The organism is Actinomadura sp. GTD37, from assembly GCF_041951365.1.
Classification (GTDB): Bacteria; Actinomycetota; Actinomycetes; order Streptosporangiales; family Streptosporangiaceae; genus Spirillospora.
Genome location: NZ_JBGNUS010000005.1, coordinates 25,466 through 43,699, shown reverse-complemented (window position 1 = coordinate 43,699; position 18,234 = coordinate 25,466). Strand labels below are relative to the sequence as shown.

At 74.0% G+C, this 18,234-nt stretch carries 19 protein-coding genes; 10 read left to right on the top strand and 9 right to left on the bottom strand.

Features of this window, described 5'->3' with window-relative positions; genetic code table 11:
* Positions 1-243 precede the first annotated feature (243 nt).
* Positions 244-1,464 carry an NAD(P)/FAD-dependent oxidoreductase gene (locus ACA511_RS24805; RefSeq protein ID WP_375026991.1) on the top strand — a complete coding sequence of 407 codons (1,221 nt, stop codon included), beginning with the start codon at positions 244-246 and terminating at the stop codon, positions 1,462-1,464.
* A 21-nt stretch (positions 1,465-1,485) separates the two neighbouring features.
* Complete coding sequence (locus ACA511_RS24800; RefSeq protein WP_375026990.1) at positions 1,486-2,439, top strand: sigma-70 family RNA polymerase sigma factor; 954 nt, start codon at positions 1,486-1,488, stop codon at positions 2,437-2,439.
* 30 nt (positions 2,440-2,469) lie between these two features.
* Here the strand turns inward: ACA511_RS24800 and ACA511_RS24795 are convergent, their stop codons facing one another.
* Positions 2,470-2,997, bottom strand: coding sequence for a dihydrofolate reductase family protein (locus tag ACA511_RS24795; protein ID WP_375026989.1), 528 nt, complete (start codon positions 2,995-2,997; stop codon positions 2,470-2,472).
* 176 nt (positions 2,998-3,173) lie between these two features.
* Entirely contained in the window at positions 3,174-4,124 is a 951-nt protein-coding gene (locus ACA511_RS24790; RefSeq protein WP_375026988.1) for an NADP-dependent oxidoreductase, read from the bottom strand.
* A 49-nt stretch (positions 4,125-4,173) separates the two neighbouring features.
* Here ACA511_RS24790 and ACA511_RS24785 point away from each other — a divergent pair, with 49 nt between their 5' ends.
* Positions 4,174-4,794 carry a TetR/AcrR family transcriptional regulator gene (locus ACA511_RS24785; protein ID WP_375026987.1) on the top strand — a complete coding sequence of 207 codons (621 nt, stop codon included), beginning with the start codon at positions 4,174-4,176 and terminating at the stop codon, positions 4,792-4,794.
* A 242-nt stretch (positions 4,795-5,036) separates the two neighbouring features.
* Here ACA511_RS24785 and ACA511_RS24780 read toward each other — a convergent pair whose 3' ends face one another.
* From ACA511_RS24780 to ACA511_RS24770, 3 genes are all read right to left on the bottom strand, one after another.
* Positions 5,037-6,227, bottom strand: a complete 1,191-nt coding sequence (locus ACA511_RS24780) for a GNAT family N-acetyltransferase (protein WP_375026986.1) — start codon at positions 6,225-6,227, stop codon at positions 5,037-5,039.
* Positions 6,227-6,577 carry an ArsR/SmtB family transcription factor gene (locus ACA511_RS24775; RefSeq protein WP_375026985.1) on the bottom strand — a complete coding sequence of 117 codons (351 nt, stop codon included), beginning with the start codon at positions 6,575-6,577 and terminating at the stop codon, positions 6,227-6,229. Before ACA511_RS24775 ends, ACA511_RS24780 begins: the two co-directional genes overlap by 1 nt.
* Before the next feature lie 225 nt (positions 6,578-6,802).
* A complete protein-coding gene (locus tag ACA511_RS24770; protein ID WP_375026984.1) occupies positions 6,803-7,030 on the bottom strand; it encodes a hypothetical protein in 228 nt (75 codons plus the stop codon).
* 270 nt (positions 7,031-7,300) lie between these two features.
* Between ACA511_RS24770 and ACA511_RS24765 the strand changes: the two genes are divergently transcribed.
* Positions 7,301-7,504 (top strand): cold-shock protein, encoded by a 204-nt coding sequence (locus ACA511_RS24765; RefSeq protein WP_024936225.1) that lies wholly within the window; start codon positions 7,301-7,303, stop codon positions 7,502-7,504.
* A gap of 229 nt (positions 7,505-7,733) precedes the next feature.
* Positions 7,734-9,221, top strand: a complete 1,488-nt coding sequence (locus ACA511_RS24760) for a DEAD/DEAH box helicase (protein WP_375026983.1) — start codon at positions 7,734-7,736, stop codon at positions 9,219-9,221.
* A 92-nt stretch (positions 9,222-9,313) separates the two neighbouring features.
* On the opposite strand, the gene ACA511_RS24755 is transcribed toward ACA511_RS24760, so the two are convergent.
* Positions 9,314-11,092, bottom strand: a complete 1,779-nt coding sequence (locus ACA511_RS24755; RefSeq protein ID WP_375026982.1) for an FAD-dependent oxidoreductase — start codon at positions 11,090-11,092, stop codon at positions 9,314-9,316.
* A 19-nt stretch (positions 11,093-11,111) separates the two neighbouring features.
* Positions 11,112-12,194, bottom strand: coding sequence for a hypothetical protein (locus tag ACA511_RS24750; RefSeq protein WP_375026981.1), 1,083 nt, complete (start codon positions 12,192-12,194; stop codon positions 11,112-11,114).
* 143 nt (positions 12,195-12,337) lie between these two features.
* On the opposite strand from ACA511_RS24750, the gene ACA511_RS24745 reads away from it, so the two are divergent.
* From ACA511_RS24745 to ACA511_RS24730, 4 genes are read left to right on the top strand one after another with little or no spacing between them, the layout of a single operon-like run.
* Positions 12,338-12,982, top strand: a complete 645-nt coding sequence (locus ACA511_RS24745) for a TetR/AcrR family transcriptional regulator (RefSeq protein WP_375026980.1) — start codon at positions 12,338-12,340, stop codon at positions 12,980-12,982.
* Between the two features lie 33 nt (positions 12,983-13,015).
* Positions 13,016-14,104: a TIGR03857 family LLM class F420-dependent oxidoreductase gene (locus ACA511_RS24740; protein WP_375026979.1), complete on the top strand. Its 1,089-nt coding sequence runs from the start codon at positions 13,016-13,018 to the stop codon at positions 14,102-14,104.
* Entirely contained in the window at positions 14,101-15,102 is a 1,002-nt protein-coding gene (locus ACA511_RS24735) for a phosphotransferase family protein (protein WP_375026978.1), read from the top strand. The genes ACA511_RS24740 and ACA511_RS24735 overlap by 4 nt, the downstream gene beginning before the upstream one ends.
* A 9-nt stretch (positions 15,103-15,111) precedes the next feature.
* Positions 15,112-15,684 carry a GNAT family N-acetyltransferase gene (locus tag ACA511_RS24730; protein ID WP_375026977.1) on the top strand — a complete coding sequence of 191 codons (573 nt, stop codon included), beginning with the start codon at positions 15,112-15,114 and terminating at the stop codon, positions 15,682-15,684.
* A 61-nt stretch (positions 15,685-15,745) separates the two neighbouring features.
* Here ACA511_RS24730 and ACA511_RS24725 read toward each other — a convergent pair whose 3' ends face one another.
* Together ACA511_RS24725 and ACA511_RS24720 are read right to left on the bottom strand one after the other, a co-directional pair.
* Positions 15,746-16,501 (bottom strand): aquaporin, encoded by a 756-nt coding sequence (locus ACA511_RS24725; RefSeq protein ID WP_375026976.1) that lies wholly within the window; start codon positions 16,499-16,501, stop codon positions 15,746-15,748.
* A gap of 125 nt (positions 16,502-16,626) precedes the next feature.
* Positions 16,627-17,184, bottom strand: a complete 558-nt coding sequence (locus ACA511_RS24720) for a hypothetical protein (RefSeq protein WP_375026975.1) — start codon at positions 17,182-17,184, stop codon at positions 16,627-16,629.
* Positions 17,185-17,319: 135 nt separating this feature from the next.
* Between ACA511_RS24720 and ACA511_RS24715 the strand changes: the two genes are divergently transcribed.
* Positions 17,320-18,222, top strand: coding sequence for a universal stress protein (locus ACA511_RS24715; RefSeq protein WP_375026974.1), 903 nt, complete (start codon positions 17,320-17,322; stop codon positions 18,220-18,222).
* Positions 18,223-18,234 lie beyond the last annotated feature (12 nt).

Sequence of the window (18,234 nt, the reverse complement as noted above, 5' to 3'; positions counted from 1 at the left end):
CGGCCAGCCTGCCGGTGCCGATCGCGCAGCCGTGGCGCGGTCGCCGGACGAAGTGGTGAGCATGGATTCCACCCAACCGGCGCGCTCGGCCGGCCCCCGGCGGATTCCCGACGTCACCGTTCCCGCGAGACCATGACGTCGCTTTTCCGCGCTGTGACCCGCGTCATATGCGGGTCCTGTCAGGAATCGGGGTCCTGTCCCGCTCAACTCACGAAGAGCGGAACGAACCGACAGGAGCATCACATGAAGCACCGCATCGTCGTTCTCGGCGCCGGCTACGCCGGGGCCTACGTGGCCGGGAACCTGGCCCGCCGGCTGTCTCCGGCGGACACCGAGATCACCGTGGTCAACGCCGTGCCCGACTTCGTCCAGCGGCAGCGGCTGAACCAGCTGGCGGCCGGCCGGGAGATCGAGGCCCCGCAGCTCACCGACGTCTTCGCGGGCACGGGAATACGGCTGCGCCTGGCCCGTGTCACCGCCGTCGCCCCTGAACGCCGGGTCGTCGCCGTGGCCGACGCCGACGGCGGCGGCGAGATCGGCTACGACACGCTTCTGTACGCGCTCGGCAGCCGTGCCGCCGACCAGAGCGTCCCCGGCGTGGCCGAGCACGCCTTCGACGTCGCCGGCCGGCCCTCGGCGCTGCGCCTCCGCGAGCGCCTGGACGGCCTGGACAGGCGAGGCGAAGGCGGGAGGGTACTGGTCGTCGGCGACGGGTTGACGGGCATCGAGACCGCCACCGAGATCGCCGAATCCCGGCCCGGCCTGTCGGTGACGCTCCTCGCCCGCGGCGAGCTGGGAGCGCGGCTCTCCGCCGGAGCCCGCGGCCACCTGCGCCGGGCCTGCGACCGGCTGGGCATCACCGTTCTGGAGCACACCAGCGTCGAAGCCGTCGAGGCCACGCGGGCGCGGTTCGCCGGCGGCACCGTCATGGCGTCCGACGCGACCGTGTGGACGGCCGGGTTCGCGGTCAGCCCCATCGCCGCCGCCGCCGGGCTCGAGGTCACCGAGAACGGTCAGATCATCGTCGACCGCACCATGCGGTCGGTCTCGCACCCGGACGTCTACGCCGTCGGCGACAGCGTCCACACCCTCGGCGACAACGGGCGGCCGCTTCCGATGAACTGCGGTTCGGCCGGCTACACCGGCCGGCAGGCCATCGAGGCGATCGTGGGACGCCTGACCGGTCGCGAGATCGCGAACGTCAAGCTGGTCTACCGGTACAACGCCATCAGCCTCGGACGGCGGGACGGGATCCTGCAGCTGATCGACAGTGCGGCGCAGGCAAAGCCGAAGTACCTGGGCGGCCGGAAGGCCGTGCGGGTCAAGGCGGGCATCCAGAGGGGGGCGCTGTGGGGCGCCTCGCACCCGACCTTCGGCCTGCCCAGGCGCAGGCGCCGCGTGACCGCCGCGCCGGACGCGGTCGCCGAGCAGGCGGCCGAGTCCGCTGAGCAGGCGGCCGCGTAGCCGCCTCGTAGGGTGTTCCGCGTGGACAGCGCCGCCGCCGATCGCTTCGACACCGGCCGGTTCGAGGCCAGCCGGATCCGGCTGGCCTCACTGGCCTACCGGCTGCTGGGCTCCGCCGCCGACGCCGAGGACGCCGTGCAGGACGCGTTCCTGCACTGGCAGGCCGCCGACCGGCGGCGGATCGAGGTCCCGGAGGCATGGCTGACCAAGGTCGTCACCAACCTGTGCCTCGACCGGCTCCGCTCGGCGCAGTCCCGCCGCGAACGCACCGCCGGCGCGTGGCTCCCCGAACCGCTCCTGGACGGCGACCCGATGCTCGGCCCGGCCGACACTTTCGAGCAGCGCGAATCGGTATCCCTGGCCGTCCTGACTCTCATGGAGCGCCTGTCACCCCTCGAACGGGCCGTCTACCTCCTGCGCGAAGCGTTTTCCTACACCCACGCAGAGATCGCCGAGATCACCGGGATCACCGAGTCCGCAAGCCAGCAGCACCTCCACCGGGCCAGGCGCCGCATCACCGCGGCGCGCCCCCGCGGCGGCGAAGTCGACCCGGCGTCCGCCCGCAGGGTCGTCGAGGAATTCCTCACCGCCGCCGCCTCGGGCCGCACCGAACCGCTGGTGGCGCTGCTCACCGACGACGCGACCGCGATCTCCGACGGCGCCGGTCTGACCGAGACGCTGCTGCGGTACGAGACTCCGCAACGCATCGCCGCCGTCGCACGCGCCGGCTTCACACCCACATCCGCGAAGCGGCGATTCGCCGGGGGCACGCCCGCCGTCCACTACGCGCTCGTCAACGGCACCCCCGCCATCCTCTTCGTGCTGGGCGGCCAGGTCGTCGGCGCCGTGACGTTCGACATCACGGGCGGCAGGATCGCCACCGTCCGCGGCATCGCCGCCCCCACCCGCCTCGTCCGACTCACCGAGGCGTGGCGGCAGCACGAACCGGACACGCCGCTCATCGCCCGGTGGTGACCCGGCGCCGCCCCGCCCGCGAGGCGTACATCAGTACGCGACGCGGTACCAGTGCGCGGATTCCTCTGCGAGCGGTTCCAGCCGCACCCGCTCGCCGCCCGGGTTGTCGAACAGCGGCACCCCGTCGCCGAGGAGCACCGGGGCGACGAGGACGAGCACCTCGTCGAGGATCCCCGCCTCGATGCACTGCCTGGCGACGTCCGCGCCCAGGACGTTGACGTAGCGGTCCCCGGCGGCGGTCTCGGCCTCCGCGACCGCCGTCGTGAGGTCGGTGGCGAACGTGACCCCCGGAACGGGCTCGGCCGGCGGCCGGTGCGTCAGGACGATCGTCGGCCCGTGGTACCGCCCGCCGAACGCGCCCTCCGCCTCGGTGCCCTTGTTCGGGTCGTCGCCGCCGAAGGTGCGGTTGCCGACCAGGAGCGCGCCGACCCGCGCGAGCAGGCGTTCGGCCGCCGGGTCCGGTTCGCCCAGGTACTCGGTCAGCCAGGACATGTCACCGCCCGGTCCGGCGATGAAGCCGTCGAGCGACATCGTCGCCGAGTACAGCAGCTTGGCCACGTGTTCTCCTTCCGTCGTCTTCCCAAGAGGAGACTCTCCGCGAACCCGGGAGTCATCGGAGTCCCGGCGGGCACCGTCCACCGCCACGCGAGGCCGTCGCGCACTGCAAGGTGGGACGCTCTGCGCCAGGTGTCTCAGCCTCCTTCGCCGTGGAGGAGCCGAACCGGGATCTCCGGTCAATGCATCAGGACGATCTTGCCGCGGGCGTGGCGGGTCTCGCTCAGCTCGTGCGCGGCCGCGGCCTCGGCGAGCGGGAACGCCGCCGCGACCGGCACCCGCAGCCGTCCCTCCCCGGCGAGCGCGACCGCGATCTGCAGGCCGTGCACCGCCTGCGGGTCCGCCGAGGCGCCGAGCGCCGCGCGCGTCTCGCCGGCCGGCGCCCCGTGCGACATGTGCACGCCGTGGGCCGCCGCGCGGAAGTCGGCGATCGTCACCACCCGCGCCGGGTCCCCGGCGACGGCGATCAGGTCGGGCAGCGCCCCTCCGGCGCAGTCGAACACCGCGTCCACCCCGGCCGGCGCCAGCGCGCGGACCCGTTCGGCCAGCCCCGTCCCGTAGGCGGTGGGCTCCGCGCCGAGGGAGCGCAGGAAGTCGTGGTTGCGCTCGCTCGCCGTCCCGATGACCGCGGCGCCGCGCGCCACCGCCATCTGGACCGCGATCGTCCCGACGCCCCCGGCCGCGCCCTGCACCAGCACGGTGTGCCCGGCGCCGACCGCCAGCCGGTCCAGCACCCGGGTGGACGTCTCGACGGCGCCGGCCGCGCCGCCCGCCTCCGCCCAGCTCCACGCGGCCGGCCGGGGCGCCCAGGCGGTGAGGACGACGTGATCGGCGTTGGCGCCGCGCCTGGTCACCGCGGTCATGCCGAACACCTCGTCGCCGACGCCGGCGCCCTTGACCCCGTCGCCGACCTCGTCGACGACGCCCGCGGCGTCGAAGCCCGTCCGGTAGGGGAACGCGGTGGGCACGATGTCGCGCATCCTCCCGGAGCGGATGAGGGTCTCTCCCGCCGAGACCCCGGACGCGCGCACGGCGATGCGGATCTCGCCGGGCCCGGCGTGCGGCGCCTCGACCTCGGTGACGTGGACGACACCGGCCGGGCCGTACTCGGTGAACTGAACAGCTCTCATGCCGTGGACCGTAAAGGGCCGCCCGCTATGGCTGGCTAAAGTGAGAACGGTGACGGCCGAAGTGGGAACGCATCTCCGATCGGACGCCCGCGACAACCGCGTGCGCATCGTCCTGGCCGCCCGCATGGCCTTCGCCGCCCGAGGCGCCGACGTGCCGATCCGGGAGATCGCCCGGCGCGCGGAGGTGGGCGTCGCGACCGTCTACCGGCACTTCCCGTCCAAGGATGCGCTGTTCACCGAGGCGTTCGCCGAGCAGATGGCCGTCTGCTCGGCGGTCGTGGCGGAGGGCCTGGCGGCGTCCGACCCGTGGCGCGGTTTCCGCCTGGTGATCGAGAAGCTCCTGGAGGCGCACGCCCGCGACCGGGAGTTCCGCGCCTACGTCGCCCAGCTGCCCCGGACGGCCGACTCCACCGCCGACCGCGACCGCGCGCTGCGCATGCTCCTCGAACTGATCCGGCGCGCGAAAGCGTCCGGTGACCTGCGCCCGGACATCGTGGTGGAGGACATCGCCCTCGCGCTGATGGCGAACGACGGCATCCGCGCCGAGTCACCCGAGCTGCGGGCGGCGGCGTCGCGCCGACTCGCGGCCCTGATGATCGAGTCGTTCCGCGCGACACCGGCCGCGACCCCGCTTCCGCCAGCCGTCCGACTGCCTCTCACCGCCCGCTGAACCAGGACGATCGAAGGGCGTCCCGCCGCTGCCGCGCACACGCGTCCTGCTCCGTGGGCGCTGGTTCAGCTGCCCGGCGCCGCCAGGGGAGCTTCCGGACGCACGTCGAAGCCCGAGTTCGCGGATCGTCCACGAAGTGCAGCCTGTACCCGACGTCCGATACGTCACGGAATGCGGGCCAGATGGTGATCCACCGGGTGACGGCACAGCGGCGAGCGCACCCAGCGGTACGTGTGACGGGGTCAGGTGCCGGTGGCGGGGCTGCGGCGTTCCAGGAGTACCACGTCGCGCCAGCGGCCGTGGTGGCGGCCGATCTTCTCGCGGGTGCCGACGACGCGGAAGCCCGCGTTGGCGTGCAGGCGGAGGCTCGCGGTGTTCTCGGGGAAGACGCCGGACTGGACGGTCCAGATGCCCGCGGTCTCCGTCGAGTCGATGAACGCGCGCAGCAGGGCGGAGGCGAGGCCCCGGCCGTGGTGGCCGGGGTGGATGTAGACGCTGTGCTCGACGACGCCGGCGTACACGCACCTGTCGGACACCGGGGTCGCGGCGATCCAGCCCAGGACCTCGCCGGACGCGGCGTCGGCCGCGACGTGCCGGTGGCCGGGCAGTTTGACGCGGTCGAACGTCTCCCAGGAGGGCGCCGCCGTCTCGAAGCCGGCGCCGCCGGTGTCGAGCCCGGCCTGGTAGACCGCCAGGACTTCGGCGGCGTCCCCGGCGCGCATGGGGCGGATGACGGTGCCGGGCGGGGACGCGGGCTTCGCGGCCCGGACGGTCGCCGAGTGCGGGCCGGGCGCGGCCCGGTCCAGCGGGGTGACGGCGGCGGTGGTGAAGCCGGCGGCCAGCAGGTCGCGGCGGTACTCCTCGGCGGTCGCGTACCGGCCGGGACCGGCGGGAGGATCCGCGACGAGGTCGGCGACGCCGAAGCGCCCGCCGGGCCGCAGGACGCGGAAGGCCTCGGCGAGCACGCGGGGCTTGTCGGCCGCGAGGTTGATGACGCAGTTGGAGATGACCACGTCGACGCTCGCGTCCGGCAGGGGAACGTCCTCGATGCGGCCGTGCAGGAAGCGGACGTTGCCGGCACCGGCTTCGGCGGCGTTGGCGCGGGCGAGGGTGAGCATGGCCACACTGGCGTCCAGGCCGTAGGCGGTCCCGTCCGGGCCGACGCGGCGCGCGGACAGCAGGACGTCCAGGCCGCCGCCCGAGCCCAGGTCCAGCACGGTCTCCCCGGGCCGGAGATCCGCCACGGCGAGCGGGTTGCCGCATCCGAGGCTCGCGCGCAGCGCGGCCTCGGGCGCGTCGTCCTCGTCCAGGTACGGGGCGGCGCCGGAGCAGGATTCGCCGCCGTCCCGGGGCGCGCCGCCGGCCAGGGCGAGGCGTGCCAGCTCGGAGTACCGCTCGACGACGGCCTCGGTGTCGGTTTCGGTGTCGTCCATCACGCGCCTCCTTCGGGCGGGCAGGTCGGCGCCACCGGCGCTGGACGTCCCATCACGATGTCGGCGGCGGTGGGGAAGCAGTCGACGCACGCGGTGTTGATCCGGTAGTAGCGGGCGGTGCCGTGCTGCTCGGCCAGGACGAACCGGACCTCCGACAGCACCTTGAGATGCGCGGAGACGGTCGACTGCCCGACGTGCACGGCATCGACGATCTCGCCCACGTTCATCGGCCGCCCCCGCCGCGCCAGCAGCGAGACGATCTGGACCCGGGTCGGGTCGGCCAGCGCCTTGAACCAGGACGCGTACTCCGCGGCGGTGGGCCGGTCGAGCGGCCCCTCCTCAACTTTCATCGTTAATCGACGATAGACGATAGACGATTCTTTGGCGACGGGGAAGACCCGCGCCCGGTTCGCGACCGGCGTGCCGGTCGCGGCGGCACCCGAAGGCGGCCGGTCACTCTCGCGTGGGGGATCGGCCGGCAGGGGTCCCGACGGCGCTGTCGGGCCCGCTCCGGTTCGCGCCGGTCCCGGCCCGGCTGTGCGCGGGACCTGCCGGACGCTGGAGGCTGCGGGTTCTCAGAGTTTGAAGAGCTTGGTGAAGGGGGCGAGGATCTTGACCTTCTGCGTCCCGAAGTCGACCAGGACGCAGTGTCCGCCCTGGACCTCCAGGATGCGGCCGAGCCCGTACTTGTCGTGCGTGACGAGCTCCTCGGCCGCGAACACCTTCGCGGGCGGTGCGGCGGGCGGGGGCTTGAAGGGGCTGGTCGGGAGGTGTCGCCGCCTGGCGGGTCCGGTGGATTTCACTCTCGCAGTATGCGCGCACCCGGGGAGCGCGAGGGCCGTCTTCGGCAGGGCGTTATGGAAACGATCACACAGGACGCCGGTGCGCGGCCCGATCCCGGCCGCCATGTGGTACCTTTAAGTCAGTTGCGGTTCCCAAGACATGTGCATGCGCCTGCGGATCAACTTCAGCAGGCGCATTTTTTGTTGCTCTGGATTTTCCGGATGGGCCATCGCGGCGTCCCCGGTCGCGCAAGGTGTGCGCCCGGGAACCAGACCAGAAGGAGAACGACCATGGCCACCGGCACCGTCAAGTGGTTCAACGCGGAAAAGGGCTTCGGCTTCATCGAGCAGGACGGCGGCGGCGCCGACGTCTTCGCCCACTACTCCAACATCGCGGCCCAGGGCTTCCGTGAGCTGCAGGAGGGCCAGAAGGTGTCGTTCGACATCACGCAGGGCCAGAAGGGCCTGCAGGCGGAGAACATCGTCCCGGCCTGATAGCCGAGCGTGTGGCGGGGGGGGGGCCCCCCGCCCCCCCCCCGCCGCGCGAGGTGCCCCGAACGGGGCATCGCCTCTGGAGGGGCGCGCCGCGCCCCCACCCCGACCCGCACGTGCTGCGGGTTACGCCCCGGTTCGTCTTGAGAGCTGTCCGTCCGGCCCCCTGGCCGCGATTCCGCGCCGCGGAGCATTTCCTCGACACGCACCGCTTTCGAGGAAGGCTTCCACCATGCCCCGCACCCCTGCCCCGGCCGCCCGGTCCCGCCGCGGCGGCGGAGGCCGCCGCCGTCCGGCCCAGGCCCAGGCCCAGGCCCAGCGGCCCGACGCCGGCCCCCCGCAGACCGTCACCCCGCCGCTTCCCCCGGTCGAGTCGTTCGCCGACCTGCGGATGCCGGCCCCGCTTCTGGCGGCCCTGGCCCGCGAGGGCGTGACGACCCCGTTCCCCATCCAGGCCGCGAGCCTGCCGAACGCGCTCGCCGGGCGGGACGTCCTCGGCCGGGGACGCACGGGCTCCGGCAAGACCCTCGCCTTCGGACTGGCCGTCCTCGCCCGCACCGCCGGGCACCGCGCGGCACCGCGCACCCCCTCGGCCCTCGTCCTCGTGCCCACCCGCGAACTCGCCCAGCAGGTCACCGGCGCGCTCACGCCCTACGCGAACGCCGTCGGGCTCCGCCTGGCCACCGTCGTGGGCGGCATGCCGCTCTCGCGCCAGGCGAGCGCCCTCAAGAGCGGCGTGGACGTCCTGATCGCGACCCCCGGGCGGCTCGCCGACCTGATCGAGCGCGGCGACTGCCGGCTCGGCGAGGTGCGGATCACCGTGCTGGACGAGGCCGACCAGATGACCGACATGGGATTCCTCCCGCAGGTCACCCGGCTGCTGGAGCAGACCCCGGGCGACGGCCAGCGGATGCTGTTCTCCGCGACGCTCGACCGCAACGTCGACCAGCTCGTCCGCCGGTTCCTCAGCGACCCGGTCACGCACTCGGTCGACCCGCCGGCCGGCGCCGTCGCCACCATGGAGCACCACCTGCTGCACGTCGCCGACGCCGACAAGCACGAGACGACCGTGCACATCGCGTCCCGCGAGGGCCGGGTGATCATGTTCGTGGGCAAGAAGCACGCCGCCGACCGCCTGGTCCGCAAGCTGACGGCGCGCGGCGTCCGCGCCGCCGCCCTGCACGGCGGCAAGACGCAGTCGCAGCGCAACCGCGCGCTGAACGGCTTCCACACCGAGGACGTCAACGTCCTGGTCGCCACCAACGTCGCGGCGCGCGGCATCCACATCGACGACCTCGACCTCGTCGTCAACGTCGACCCGCCCGCCGACCACAAGGACTACCTCCACCGCGGCGGGCGCACCGCCCGAGCCGGACGCGCGGGAACGGTGGTCACCCTCGTCGTCCCCGACCAGCGCCGCGAGATGAACGACCTGATGGCCAAGGCCGGCATCACCCCGCGCACCGCCAGCGTGCAGCCCGGCGATGCGGAACTGGCGAGGATCACCGGCGCGCGGCCCCCGGCTCAGCCCGCCCCCACCGGCGCCGCGCCGGGCCGGACGCCGCGCAACGGCGCATCCGCCCCGCAGGCCGGGAACGCCCGCGGCTCCGCTCCGGAGCGCAGGCCGCGCAACGGCGCGCCGGCCCCGCAGGCGGGCACCGCCCGAGGCGGCTCCCAGGGGCGCAGGCCGCGGCGCCGCGCGTCCTCCCTCAACTCCTGACCTCCCTCAACTCCTGACCTCCCTCAACTCCTGACCTCCCTCAACTCCTGACCTCCCTGAACTCCTGACGCCGCCCGGACGGCGGCGGCCGGTCACATCGTGTCGAAGAGGTTGCGCTGGCCGGCGCGGTACCGGCGCGCGTCGAGGTCCTTCAGGCCGTCGAGTTCGGGGGGCTGGTAGAGGGGCCAGACGGGGACCTGCCCTGCGGGGGAGCCGGCGGCGTCCAGCAGGGCGTTGACGGCGGCCCTCCCCGACTCGTTGGCGCCCTCCATGGTGGCCAGGTCGACGCCCGTCCGGACGTAGTCGCCGGCCATGAACAGGTTCGGGACCCTCGTCCGGGGGCGGGGCCGGTTCTTCCAGCTGCCGACGGTGTTGACCATGAGCGGGTCGTCGTTGGCGTTGCGCCCGGTGGCCGGGTTCCAGCTGATCGCCGGGTCGAGGAACCACGAGTGCAGGAGGTCGTCCGGCAGGACGGACCGGCCGGTGTCCTCCAGGTGGTCCTTCATCTGCGCCCACGCCTCCGCGGCGATCTGGGCCGGGCTGCACCGCTTGGCCGGTCTGCCGTACCGGATGCCGGGCGTGTCCCAGTCGGAGATGTCCAGGGACAGGCAGTCCACGACGCTCCCGTCGCCGTAGTCGCGCGGGATGTCGCGGTCCCACAGCCTGCTCTGCAGGACGGCGGTGATCTGCCAGGGGGAGTCCATGAAGTTGACCTCCTGTCCGATGCCGTCCGGGGTGCGGCGCAGGAAGAACTGCAGGCCGTTCATCCACTCGGTGCGCAGGTCCTTCAGCGTCTCCAGGGAGGGGTCCAGGGCCAGGACGGCGGGGGACAGCAGGGCCCGCGCCCGCTCGACCGGCATCGCGCTGATGAACCAGTCGGCCTCGGCGGAGCGGCGGGTCCCGGCGGCGTCCACCAGGCGGACGGAGCGGATCCGGCCCGCCGCGGTCTCCAGGGCCTCGGCGGTCTGCCCCACCTCGAAGCGGACGCCGCGTCCGCGCAGGTAGTCCACCCAGGGGTCGATCCACGCCTCGTTCGTGGGGGCGTTGAGCATCCTGGCGAGGCCGCCGTCCGTGCCGAGGCCGATCCCCGACAGCACGAACGCCTGGCCCATGGCGCCGACCGTCTTGGTGCTGGCGACCTCCTCCTTGACGGCGACGAGCCCGCGCGTCAGGAACCGCGCCACGATCGCCTGGTAGTCGCGCGACCTGCCCTCCGCCCGCACGTACTCCCACCACGGGACGTTCTCCCACTGGCCGAGCCGCCGCTCGTCGCTGCTGGTGAGGTAGACGACGAACCGGTTGACGAACAGGGCCAGCTCGTCGGGCGGGATGGCGCCCGCCTGCTCGACGACGCCGGTCAGCGTCTCCTGGAGCGCGGCCAGGTCGAACCCGCCGCCCGCGCCGGAGAAGTCGGGGGTGATGATGTCCGAGCGGCCCCCGTTGCGGGCTATGCGCGTCGAGGTCAGCGGGAACATGTTGTCGTGGACGCCGTTGGCGTTCCCCGGCACCGGGATGCGCCGCATCGTGTCCGGGACGTTGCGGTAGAAGCCGGGGAAGAAGCGGAAGCCGTGCTCGCCCTGGAGGTCGCGTCGTCCGCCCCTGCCGGTGCCCTTCACCGGGATGCTCCGGGCCTTCCCGCCGAGGGCCCTGCGCTCGAACACCGTCACTTCGAAGCCGCGTTCGACCAGTTCGTGGGCGGCGGCGAGGCCGGACATGCCGCCGCCCAGCACGGCCACCCGCCGCTTCGCCCCCGCTCCCGCGCGGGCGGACGGGACGGGCAGCAGCGCCGCCGCGCCCGCGGCCGCCGTGCCGTAGAGCATCCGGCGCCGGGAGAGGTCCGCGGTGCCGCCGTGGTGTGCCGGTCGTGGCATGGTCGCCGTCCTTTGCGGGTCAGGAGCGCGGCAGCCGCGAGGGCAGCGTGCGGATGTGCTCGATGAGGCCGAGTGAGCCGGGGACGGTGCGGCCGAGCGACTCGGGCAGCGCGAGCAGGCCGGCGTCCAGGATGAACGGGTCGACGACGTGGAAGCTCCGGTCGAGGCCGGGCCGCTTCCCCTTGAGGCCCTCGGGCGTGGCGAGCAGCGACGACGGGCACGTCAGCCGGGTGGTCTCCGGGTAGGAGAACAGGCCGGACACCCGCCATTCCGACAGCCTGATCGTGGACATGCAGCCGTAGGTCCCGCGGGGCGTCGCCCGGCCGACCACGCCCTGCCAGGTCCCGTCGCCCTTCACCACGCCGCCGAGCAGGGTGGCGGTCCCGTCGGGCTCGTGGGAGACGCCCCACTCCCACCCGGAGTACCGCTGGTCGACGACGCTGAACTGCCCCCAGTTGTGGTCGTGGTAGCCGCGCCAGCCGGTCACGCTGATCCGGGACGCCCCGGGCGGCTGGAGCCAGCCCGTCACCCGGCTCGTCGCGACGGGGGACGTCCAGTACATGGTCTGCCCGCCGTCGTAGCGGATGGGGCCGCCGGTGACGCCGGGCACCGCGTCGTCGAACCAGATGTCGCCCTTGGCGAAGAGCCCATGCCAGGACAGGTGGTAGGCGCGCCGCTCCGCGTCGTAGACCAGGTCGCCGGCGCTGCTGCGGACGACCGGGCCCTCGGCCGCCCTGACGTCCAGCGCGGGCTCGGGGAGCACCAGCTTCTGCCCCTCCTCCGGATACCAGAAGATCAGCGCGGTCGGGACGGGCGCGGTGAACAGCATCGCGATGAAGGTGCGCTTCGTCGCCGGGTCCATGACGTGCGCGTACCACCACTCGGTGGCGGACCCGGGGTGCGGCCCGTCGTCCCGCGGCTCCGCGAGCTTGCCGGGCACCTGCGTGAGGTCCGAGCGGGTGATGTCCGTGCGGGGGATCCACGACCCTGGGTCGTCGGCGCGCGCCGCGGGACGGGTCGCGGCGGCGGTCAGCGCCGTGGCGGCCAGGACCAGCGCCGCCAGGGCGGCGAGGTTCCGCCGGAGGGTGTCGGGACGTACCACGTTGAGCCTCCTCGGCCGAGCCCCCCGTGACGTCCGGCCCCTGGTGCGGAGCCGTGGACCGAGTGTGGTTCGGTCGCGGAACGCTGTCAAGCACTGTGTCGACACACTGTCCGACAATGGCCGGTGGCGGGTACGCTGCGGCCATGGCCTCCACCACGCAGCCCCGCCGGAAGGTCCGCGAACGCCGCGAGGACGTCCGGAACCGGGTCCTGCGGGCGGCGACGGAGATGATGGCCGACGGGACGCCCTACACCGAGCTGCCCGTCCAGCGCATCGCCGAGCGGGCCGACGTCGCGCGGTCGACGTTCTACCTGCACTTCCCCGACAAGGGCCGGCTGCTGATCGCGCTCGCCGAGCAGGCGGTCGAGGCGCTGTTCGGCGAGGCCGTCAGCTGGTGGCGGGCCGACCACTCCGGCGGAGAGGAGGGCGTCGCGCACGCCATGCGGCAGATGATCGCCGCCTACCGCGAGCACCGCCGGGTCCTCGACGCCCTGGGCGAGGTCGCCGGCTACGACCCGGACGTCGCGGCGTTCTGGCGCGACCGGATGCGGCGGTTCGACGAGGTCGTGCGCGACCGGCTCGACGCCGAGCGGCGGGCGGGCACGGTGGACCCCGCGATGCACGTCCCGCCGACCGCGCAGGTGCTCATCTGGATGGTGGAACGGACCATCGCGGGGCACTGCCACCACGACGAGGGCCCGGGGGACGAGCAGATCGCCCGCACCCTCGCTCGCGCGATCTGGCTGACGGTCTACGGGGCGCCGCCGTCCCCGCCCGTCCGCCCTTGATTGTGGACAGCTGTCCAGACTAGATTCCACCTCGTGCAGAGCGCTGATCTCCCCGAACTGGGCTGCTACGGGCTCGCCGGTCACTCCGGCAGCCCCCGCGATCTCCTCGGCGAGGTCGCCGACGCCGAACGGCTGGGCCTCGGCGCGGTCTTCCTGTCCGAGCGCTTCACCACCAAGGAGGCCGCCGCGCTCGCCGGCGCCGCCGCGGCGGTGAGCGAGCGGATCGGCATCGCGACCGCCGCCACCAACCACAACACCCGGCACCCGCTGCTGACCGCGACCTTCGCGACGACCGTGCACCGGCTGTCCGGCGGGCGCTTCGCGCTCGGCCTGGGCCGCGGCTTCGACATGCTGTTCGACGTCATGGGCCTGCCCCGCGTCACCACCGCGCAACTGGAGGACGTCATCGGCGTCCTGCGCCGCCTCTGGCACGGCGAGGCCGTGGCCGGCCACGACGGGCCCGCCGGGAACTTCCCCTACCTCAGCCAGGACCCGTCGTTCGACGAGGACATCCCGGTCATCCTCACCGCGATGGGGGAGCGGACGCTGGAGTTCGCCGGACGGGTCGCCGACGGCGTCGTCCTGCACACCTTCTTCACCGACGAGACGCTCGCCAAGTCCGTGGCCGCCGTCCGGCGCGGAGCCGACCAGGCGGGGCGCGACCCCGCGTCCGTCCGGGTCTGGTCGGTGCTGGCCACGGTCGGCGACCACCTGGACGAGGAGGCGCGGCTGCGCAAGCTCGTCGGCCGCCTCGCCACCTACCTGCAGGGATACGGCGACCTGCTGGTCAGGGTCAACGGCTGGGACCCGGCGGCGCTGGCCGGGTTCCGCGCCGACGACCTCGTCGCCGGCTATCCCGGCGCCTTCGACGTGATCGGCACGGCAGCCGACCTGCGGCACGTCGCGGACCTCGTCCCGGACGAGTGGCTCGCCGCGTCCGCCACCGGGTCGCCCGAGCGGTGCGCGGCCCGCGTCCTCGACCAGTTCGACGCGGGCGCCGACGGCGTGATCCTGCACGGCGCGACGCCCGCCGAACTCGCCCCCGTCCTGGACGCCTACCGGCGCGTCCGGCCGGACGGGTTCGGCGGCCTGCCCCGCAACCCCGGACGGACCCGCCCGTGATCACCGCGCCCTGGCTCGGCGGCGTCCTGGACGGCCGGGTCGACGAGGTCGCCATGGAGCCGATCGGCACCGGCCAGATCGGCTCGGTGTACCGGCTGAGCCTCGCGGGCAGCGGCGTCCCTCCCCGCCTCGTCGCGAAGCTCCCGCTGGCCGACCCCGCCGCCCGCGCCATGCTCGGCGGCACCTACCGCACCGAGGTGCTCTTCTACCGCGACATCGCCGGAACCGTCGCCATCCGCACCCCGCGCTGCCACCACGCCGAGATCGACCCCGACACCTTCGAGTTCGTCCTGCTCCTGGAGGACCTCGCCCCGGCGGTGCAGGGCGACCAGCTCGCGGGCTGCTCGGCGCGGGACGCGCGCGACTGCGTCGGCGGCCTCGCCGGTCTGCACGGCCCCCGCTGGTGCGATCAGTCCCTCCTGGAGGTCGGCGGGCTGAACCGCCCGACCGGGGCGGACGCCGCGACCCTCGCCGAGGTCTACGGCCCCGCCGTCGAGATCTTCATCGACCGGTTCCCCGGCCGGCTCGGCCCCGAGGACGCGGACACGCTGCGGAGCACGGTCGACGCCGTCGGCCCGTGGCTGGTCGGACGCTCCGAGCGGTTCGGCCTCGTCCACGGCGACTACCGCCTCGACAACCTGCTCTTCCCGCCGGAGGACGTCCCGGTCACCGTCGACTGGCAGACCCTCACCATCGGGTTGCCCGCACGCGACCTGTCCTACTTCCTGGCGACCAGCCTTACCGTCGCCGACCGCCGCACCCATGAACGGGACCTCGTCGCCCACTACCACCAGGCGCTCGAAGGGCACGGTGTCCGCGGCTATCCGCTCGACCTCTGCTGGGACGACTACCGCTTCGCGCTCCTGCAAGCGCCCCTCATCATCGTCCTGGGCTGCGCCTACGGAACTCCCACCGAGCGCGGCGACGCCATGTTCCTCGCCATGGCCGCCCGCGCCTGCGCCGCGATCCGCGACCATTCGTCGTCCCGTGAGGGGTAGGGTCGCCCGGTGGCCCCGACACTCCGGACCGACCGCCTGCTCCTGCGCCGCTGGAAGGACGCCGACCGCGGGCCGTTCGCCGCGCTGAACGCCGACCCCGAGGTCATGGAGCACTTCCCCGCGCCGCTGACCCGCGGGGAAAGCGACGCGATGATCGACCGCCTTGAGGCCGGATTCGACGAGCGCGGGTTCGGCCTCTGGGCCCTGGAGACCGCCGCCGGCGAGTTCATCGGCTTCGCCGGGCTGTCGGTGCCGCGCTTCCGCGCCCACTTCACCCCGGCGGTGGAGATCGGCTGGCGGCTCGCCCGCTCCGCCTGGGGCCACGGCTACGCGACCGAGGCCGCCCGCCGCGCGCTGGCCTTCGCCTTCGACGAGCGCGGCCTGGACGAGGTCGTCTCCTTCACCAGCGTCCCCAACCTCCGGTCCCGGGCCGTCATGGAGCGCGTCGGGATGTCGCGCGACCCGTCCGGCGACTTCGACCACCCCCTCGTCCCCGAAGGCCACAGCCTGCGCCGCCACGTCCTCTACCGGACCACCGCCGCCGACTGGGCGGCCCAGGCCCTCCCCGGGACGGACGTTTGACCCCTGGTGACGCCGAGCCCGGACGAGACGGGCGGGGCGGACCGCGCCGGACGGAGGATTCTCAGGGCTCTTCCGCGGGCGGGTGATCCTCCGTGGGCGGAAGAGGGGTCTCCTTCGTCGGGGGCTGGAGGAAGGTGTGCGCGACCGCGGCGACGACGGCCCCGACCATGGGGGCGACGATGAACAGCCACACCTGCGACAGGGCCGTCCCGCCGACGACCAGGGCCGGGCCGAGGCTCCGCGCGGGGTTGACCGACGTGCCCGTGATCGGGATGCCGATCAGGTGGACGGTGGTGAGCGCGAGGCCGATGGCGACACCGCTGACGGACGCGATCGCGGCCGGGCTCGTCATCGCCAGGACGGCGAACACGAACAGCGCCGTCAGGACGACCTCGGTGAGGAAGGCGCCGCCCAGGTTGATGCGGATCATGCTGGCGGCGCCCCAGCCGTCGGTGCCCAGGCCGACGGTGGAGCGGCCGTAGAGCGGGGAGCCGGCGAACGTCGCCCAGAGCAGCAGCGCGCCGGCGATCCCGCCGATGAACTGGGCGATCCAGTAGCCGACCGCGTCGAACGGGGTGATCCGGCGGGCCAGCAGCACGCCCAGCGTGACGGCCGGGTTGACGTGGCAGCCGGAGATCGGGCCGATCGCGTAGACGAGGACGAGCAGCACGAGCCCGAACGTCAGCGCCGTCGCGATCACCCCCGCCGACAGGCTCCGGCCGGTGACGCCGAAACCGAAGGACAGGGTCGCCACGCCCACGGCGAAGTAGACGAGGAGCAGCGTGCCGACGAGTTCCGCCGCGAATCTCCTGATCACGGACTTCCTTCCCGCAGGGGACCTTGGCCCCTGCGGCCTACCCCGCGGGACGCCCGGGATCAGCGGAGACGATCATTCCTGGCGAAGACTTGGCCCTCCGCTGACCCTCGCGGCCGCCGGGGCCGTCAGCTGCTGGCCAGGGCGGCCCAGTTCTCGTCCCAGAGCGCCTCGCGGCGGCGGTCGCAGCGGCGGCGCGCGAGCAGGTAGCCGGCCAGGAGCGGCAGGCCGACGACGGTGACCGCCAGGGTCGCGGACGCCGCCGTGGTCGCGACGGTGTCGGCGTGGGTGCGCGGGGCGCGGACCAGGGAGCCGGAGGCGTCGACCCAGATCCGGTGGCTCATCCCCGGCTTGACGGACCTGTCGGCCGGGACCACCGCCGTGTGCGGCCGGCCGTCGGGGTACGTCCAGGCCAGCTCGGCGTAGGTGTGCCGCACGCCCGCGCCGTCCTGCGCCGCCGTCCCGGTGACGCGGGCGTCGACGCGGTGGTTCGCGGCCTGCTGCCGCTCGGCGGCGACGCCCGTCCGGTAGGCCTGGACGGCGAGGACGGCGGAGGCCGGCGGCGCGAGGCCCGCGAACAGGACGGCGGCGCCGACGCCCACCGTCCACTGGCGGCGGTCTACGGGGCGGCGCAGCTCGTTGCGGTCGAAGCCGAACCGGCGGCGGACACGTTCCAGCCTTCGCATCTCTCCTCCTCCCCTCCGAAGGTAATCGGTGCGCAAAGTACTCCGGCACGGCCCGCCGGTCCCCGCGCGGGGGGACCTTCGTCCTCTATTGGGACGGGCGGGCGGCGCGCAGACTGGCAGGAGGGAGGCAGGCATATGAACGGCGAAGAAAGGACACGGTGGCCGCACATCCTGTTCGGGTTCGACGGGACGGCGGAGAACGACGCGGCGCTGCGCTGGGCGGTGGAGGACGCCCGGCTCCGGGGGATCGGGCTGGTGATGTGCCACAGCTGGCACTGGCCCTACCCGGCGGGCCACACCGACCCCGACATCGAGGCGATCATGAAGCGGGCGGGGGAGAACCTCCTCGACAGCGGCGTCCGCCGGGCCTACGAGCTGGGCGTGCCGGGCGCGGTCCGCAGGCGGCTGCGGCGCGGGCCGGTCGTCGAGGCGCTGCTGCGCGCGTCCGGCGGCGCCGCACTGGTCGTGCTCGGGCAGTCCGGGGAGCCGGCGGCGGGCTCGGTGGCGCTGGAGCTGCCGGCCCGGTCGGCGCGTCCGGTGATCATGGTCCGGGACGCGCCCGCGCCGCGCCGGGTGGTCGTCGGGGCCGACGGCTCGCCCGGCTGCGCGACCGCCCTCGGGTTCGCCGCCGAGGAGGCGGCGCTGCGCGGCTGGGACCTGCACGTCGTCCACGGCTGCTGGGAGCCGGGGGCGGTCGCCGAGTCCGAGCTCGCGCTGTTCCGCGACCGGGAGCTGCTGGAGCGGACCCGCGCCGCCGAGCTGGACGGGGTCGTGGCGCCGCTGCGGGCGCGGTACCCGGACCTGCGCATCGAGGCGTCGCCGCTGCTGGAGCGGCCCTTCGACGCGCTGTGGGACGCCGCGCAGGACGCGGGGCTCGTGGTGCTCGGCGACCGGGGCACCGGCTTCGACCCGCTGGGCGCGACCGCCACGGCGGTGCTGCGCCGGGCCCCGGGCACGGTCGCGATCGTGCCGGGACGAAGGTCCCGGGAGACCCGGACTCTCGCCTCTGACCGGCGCGTTCCCGCCCGGCAAGGCTAGGGGAAGCGAAGG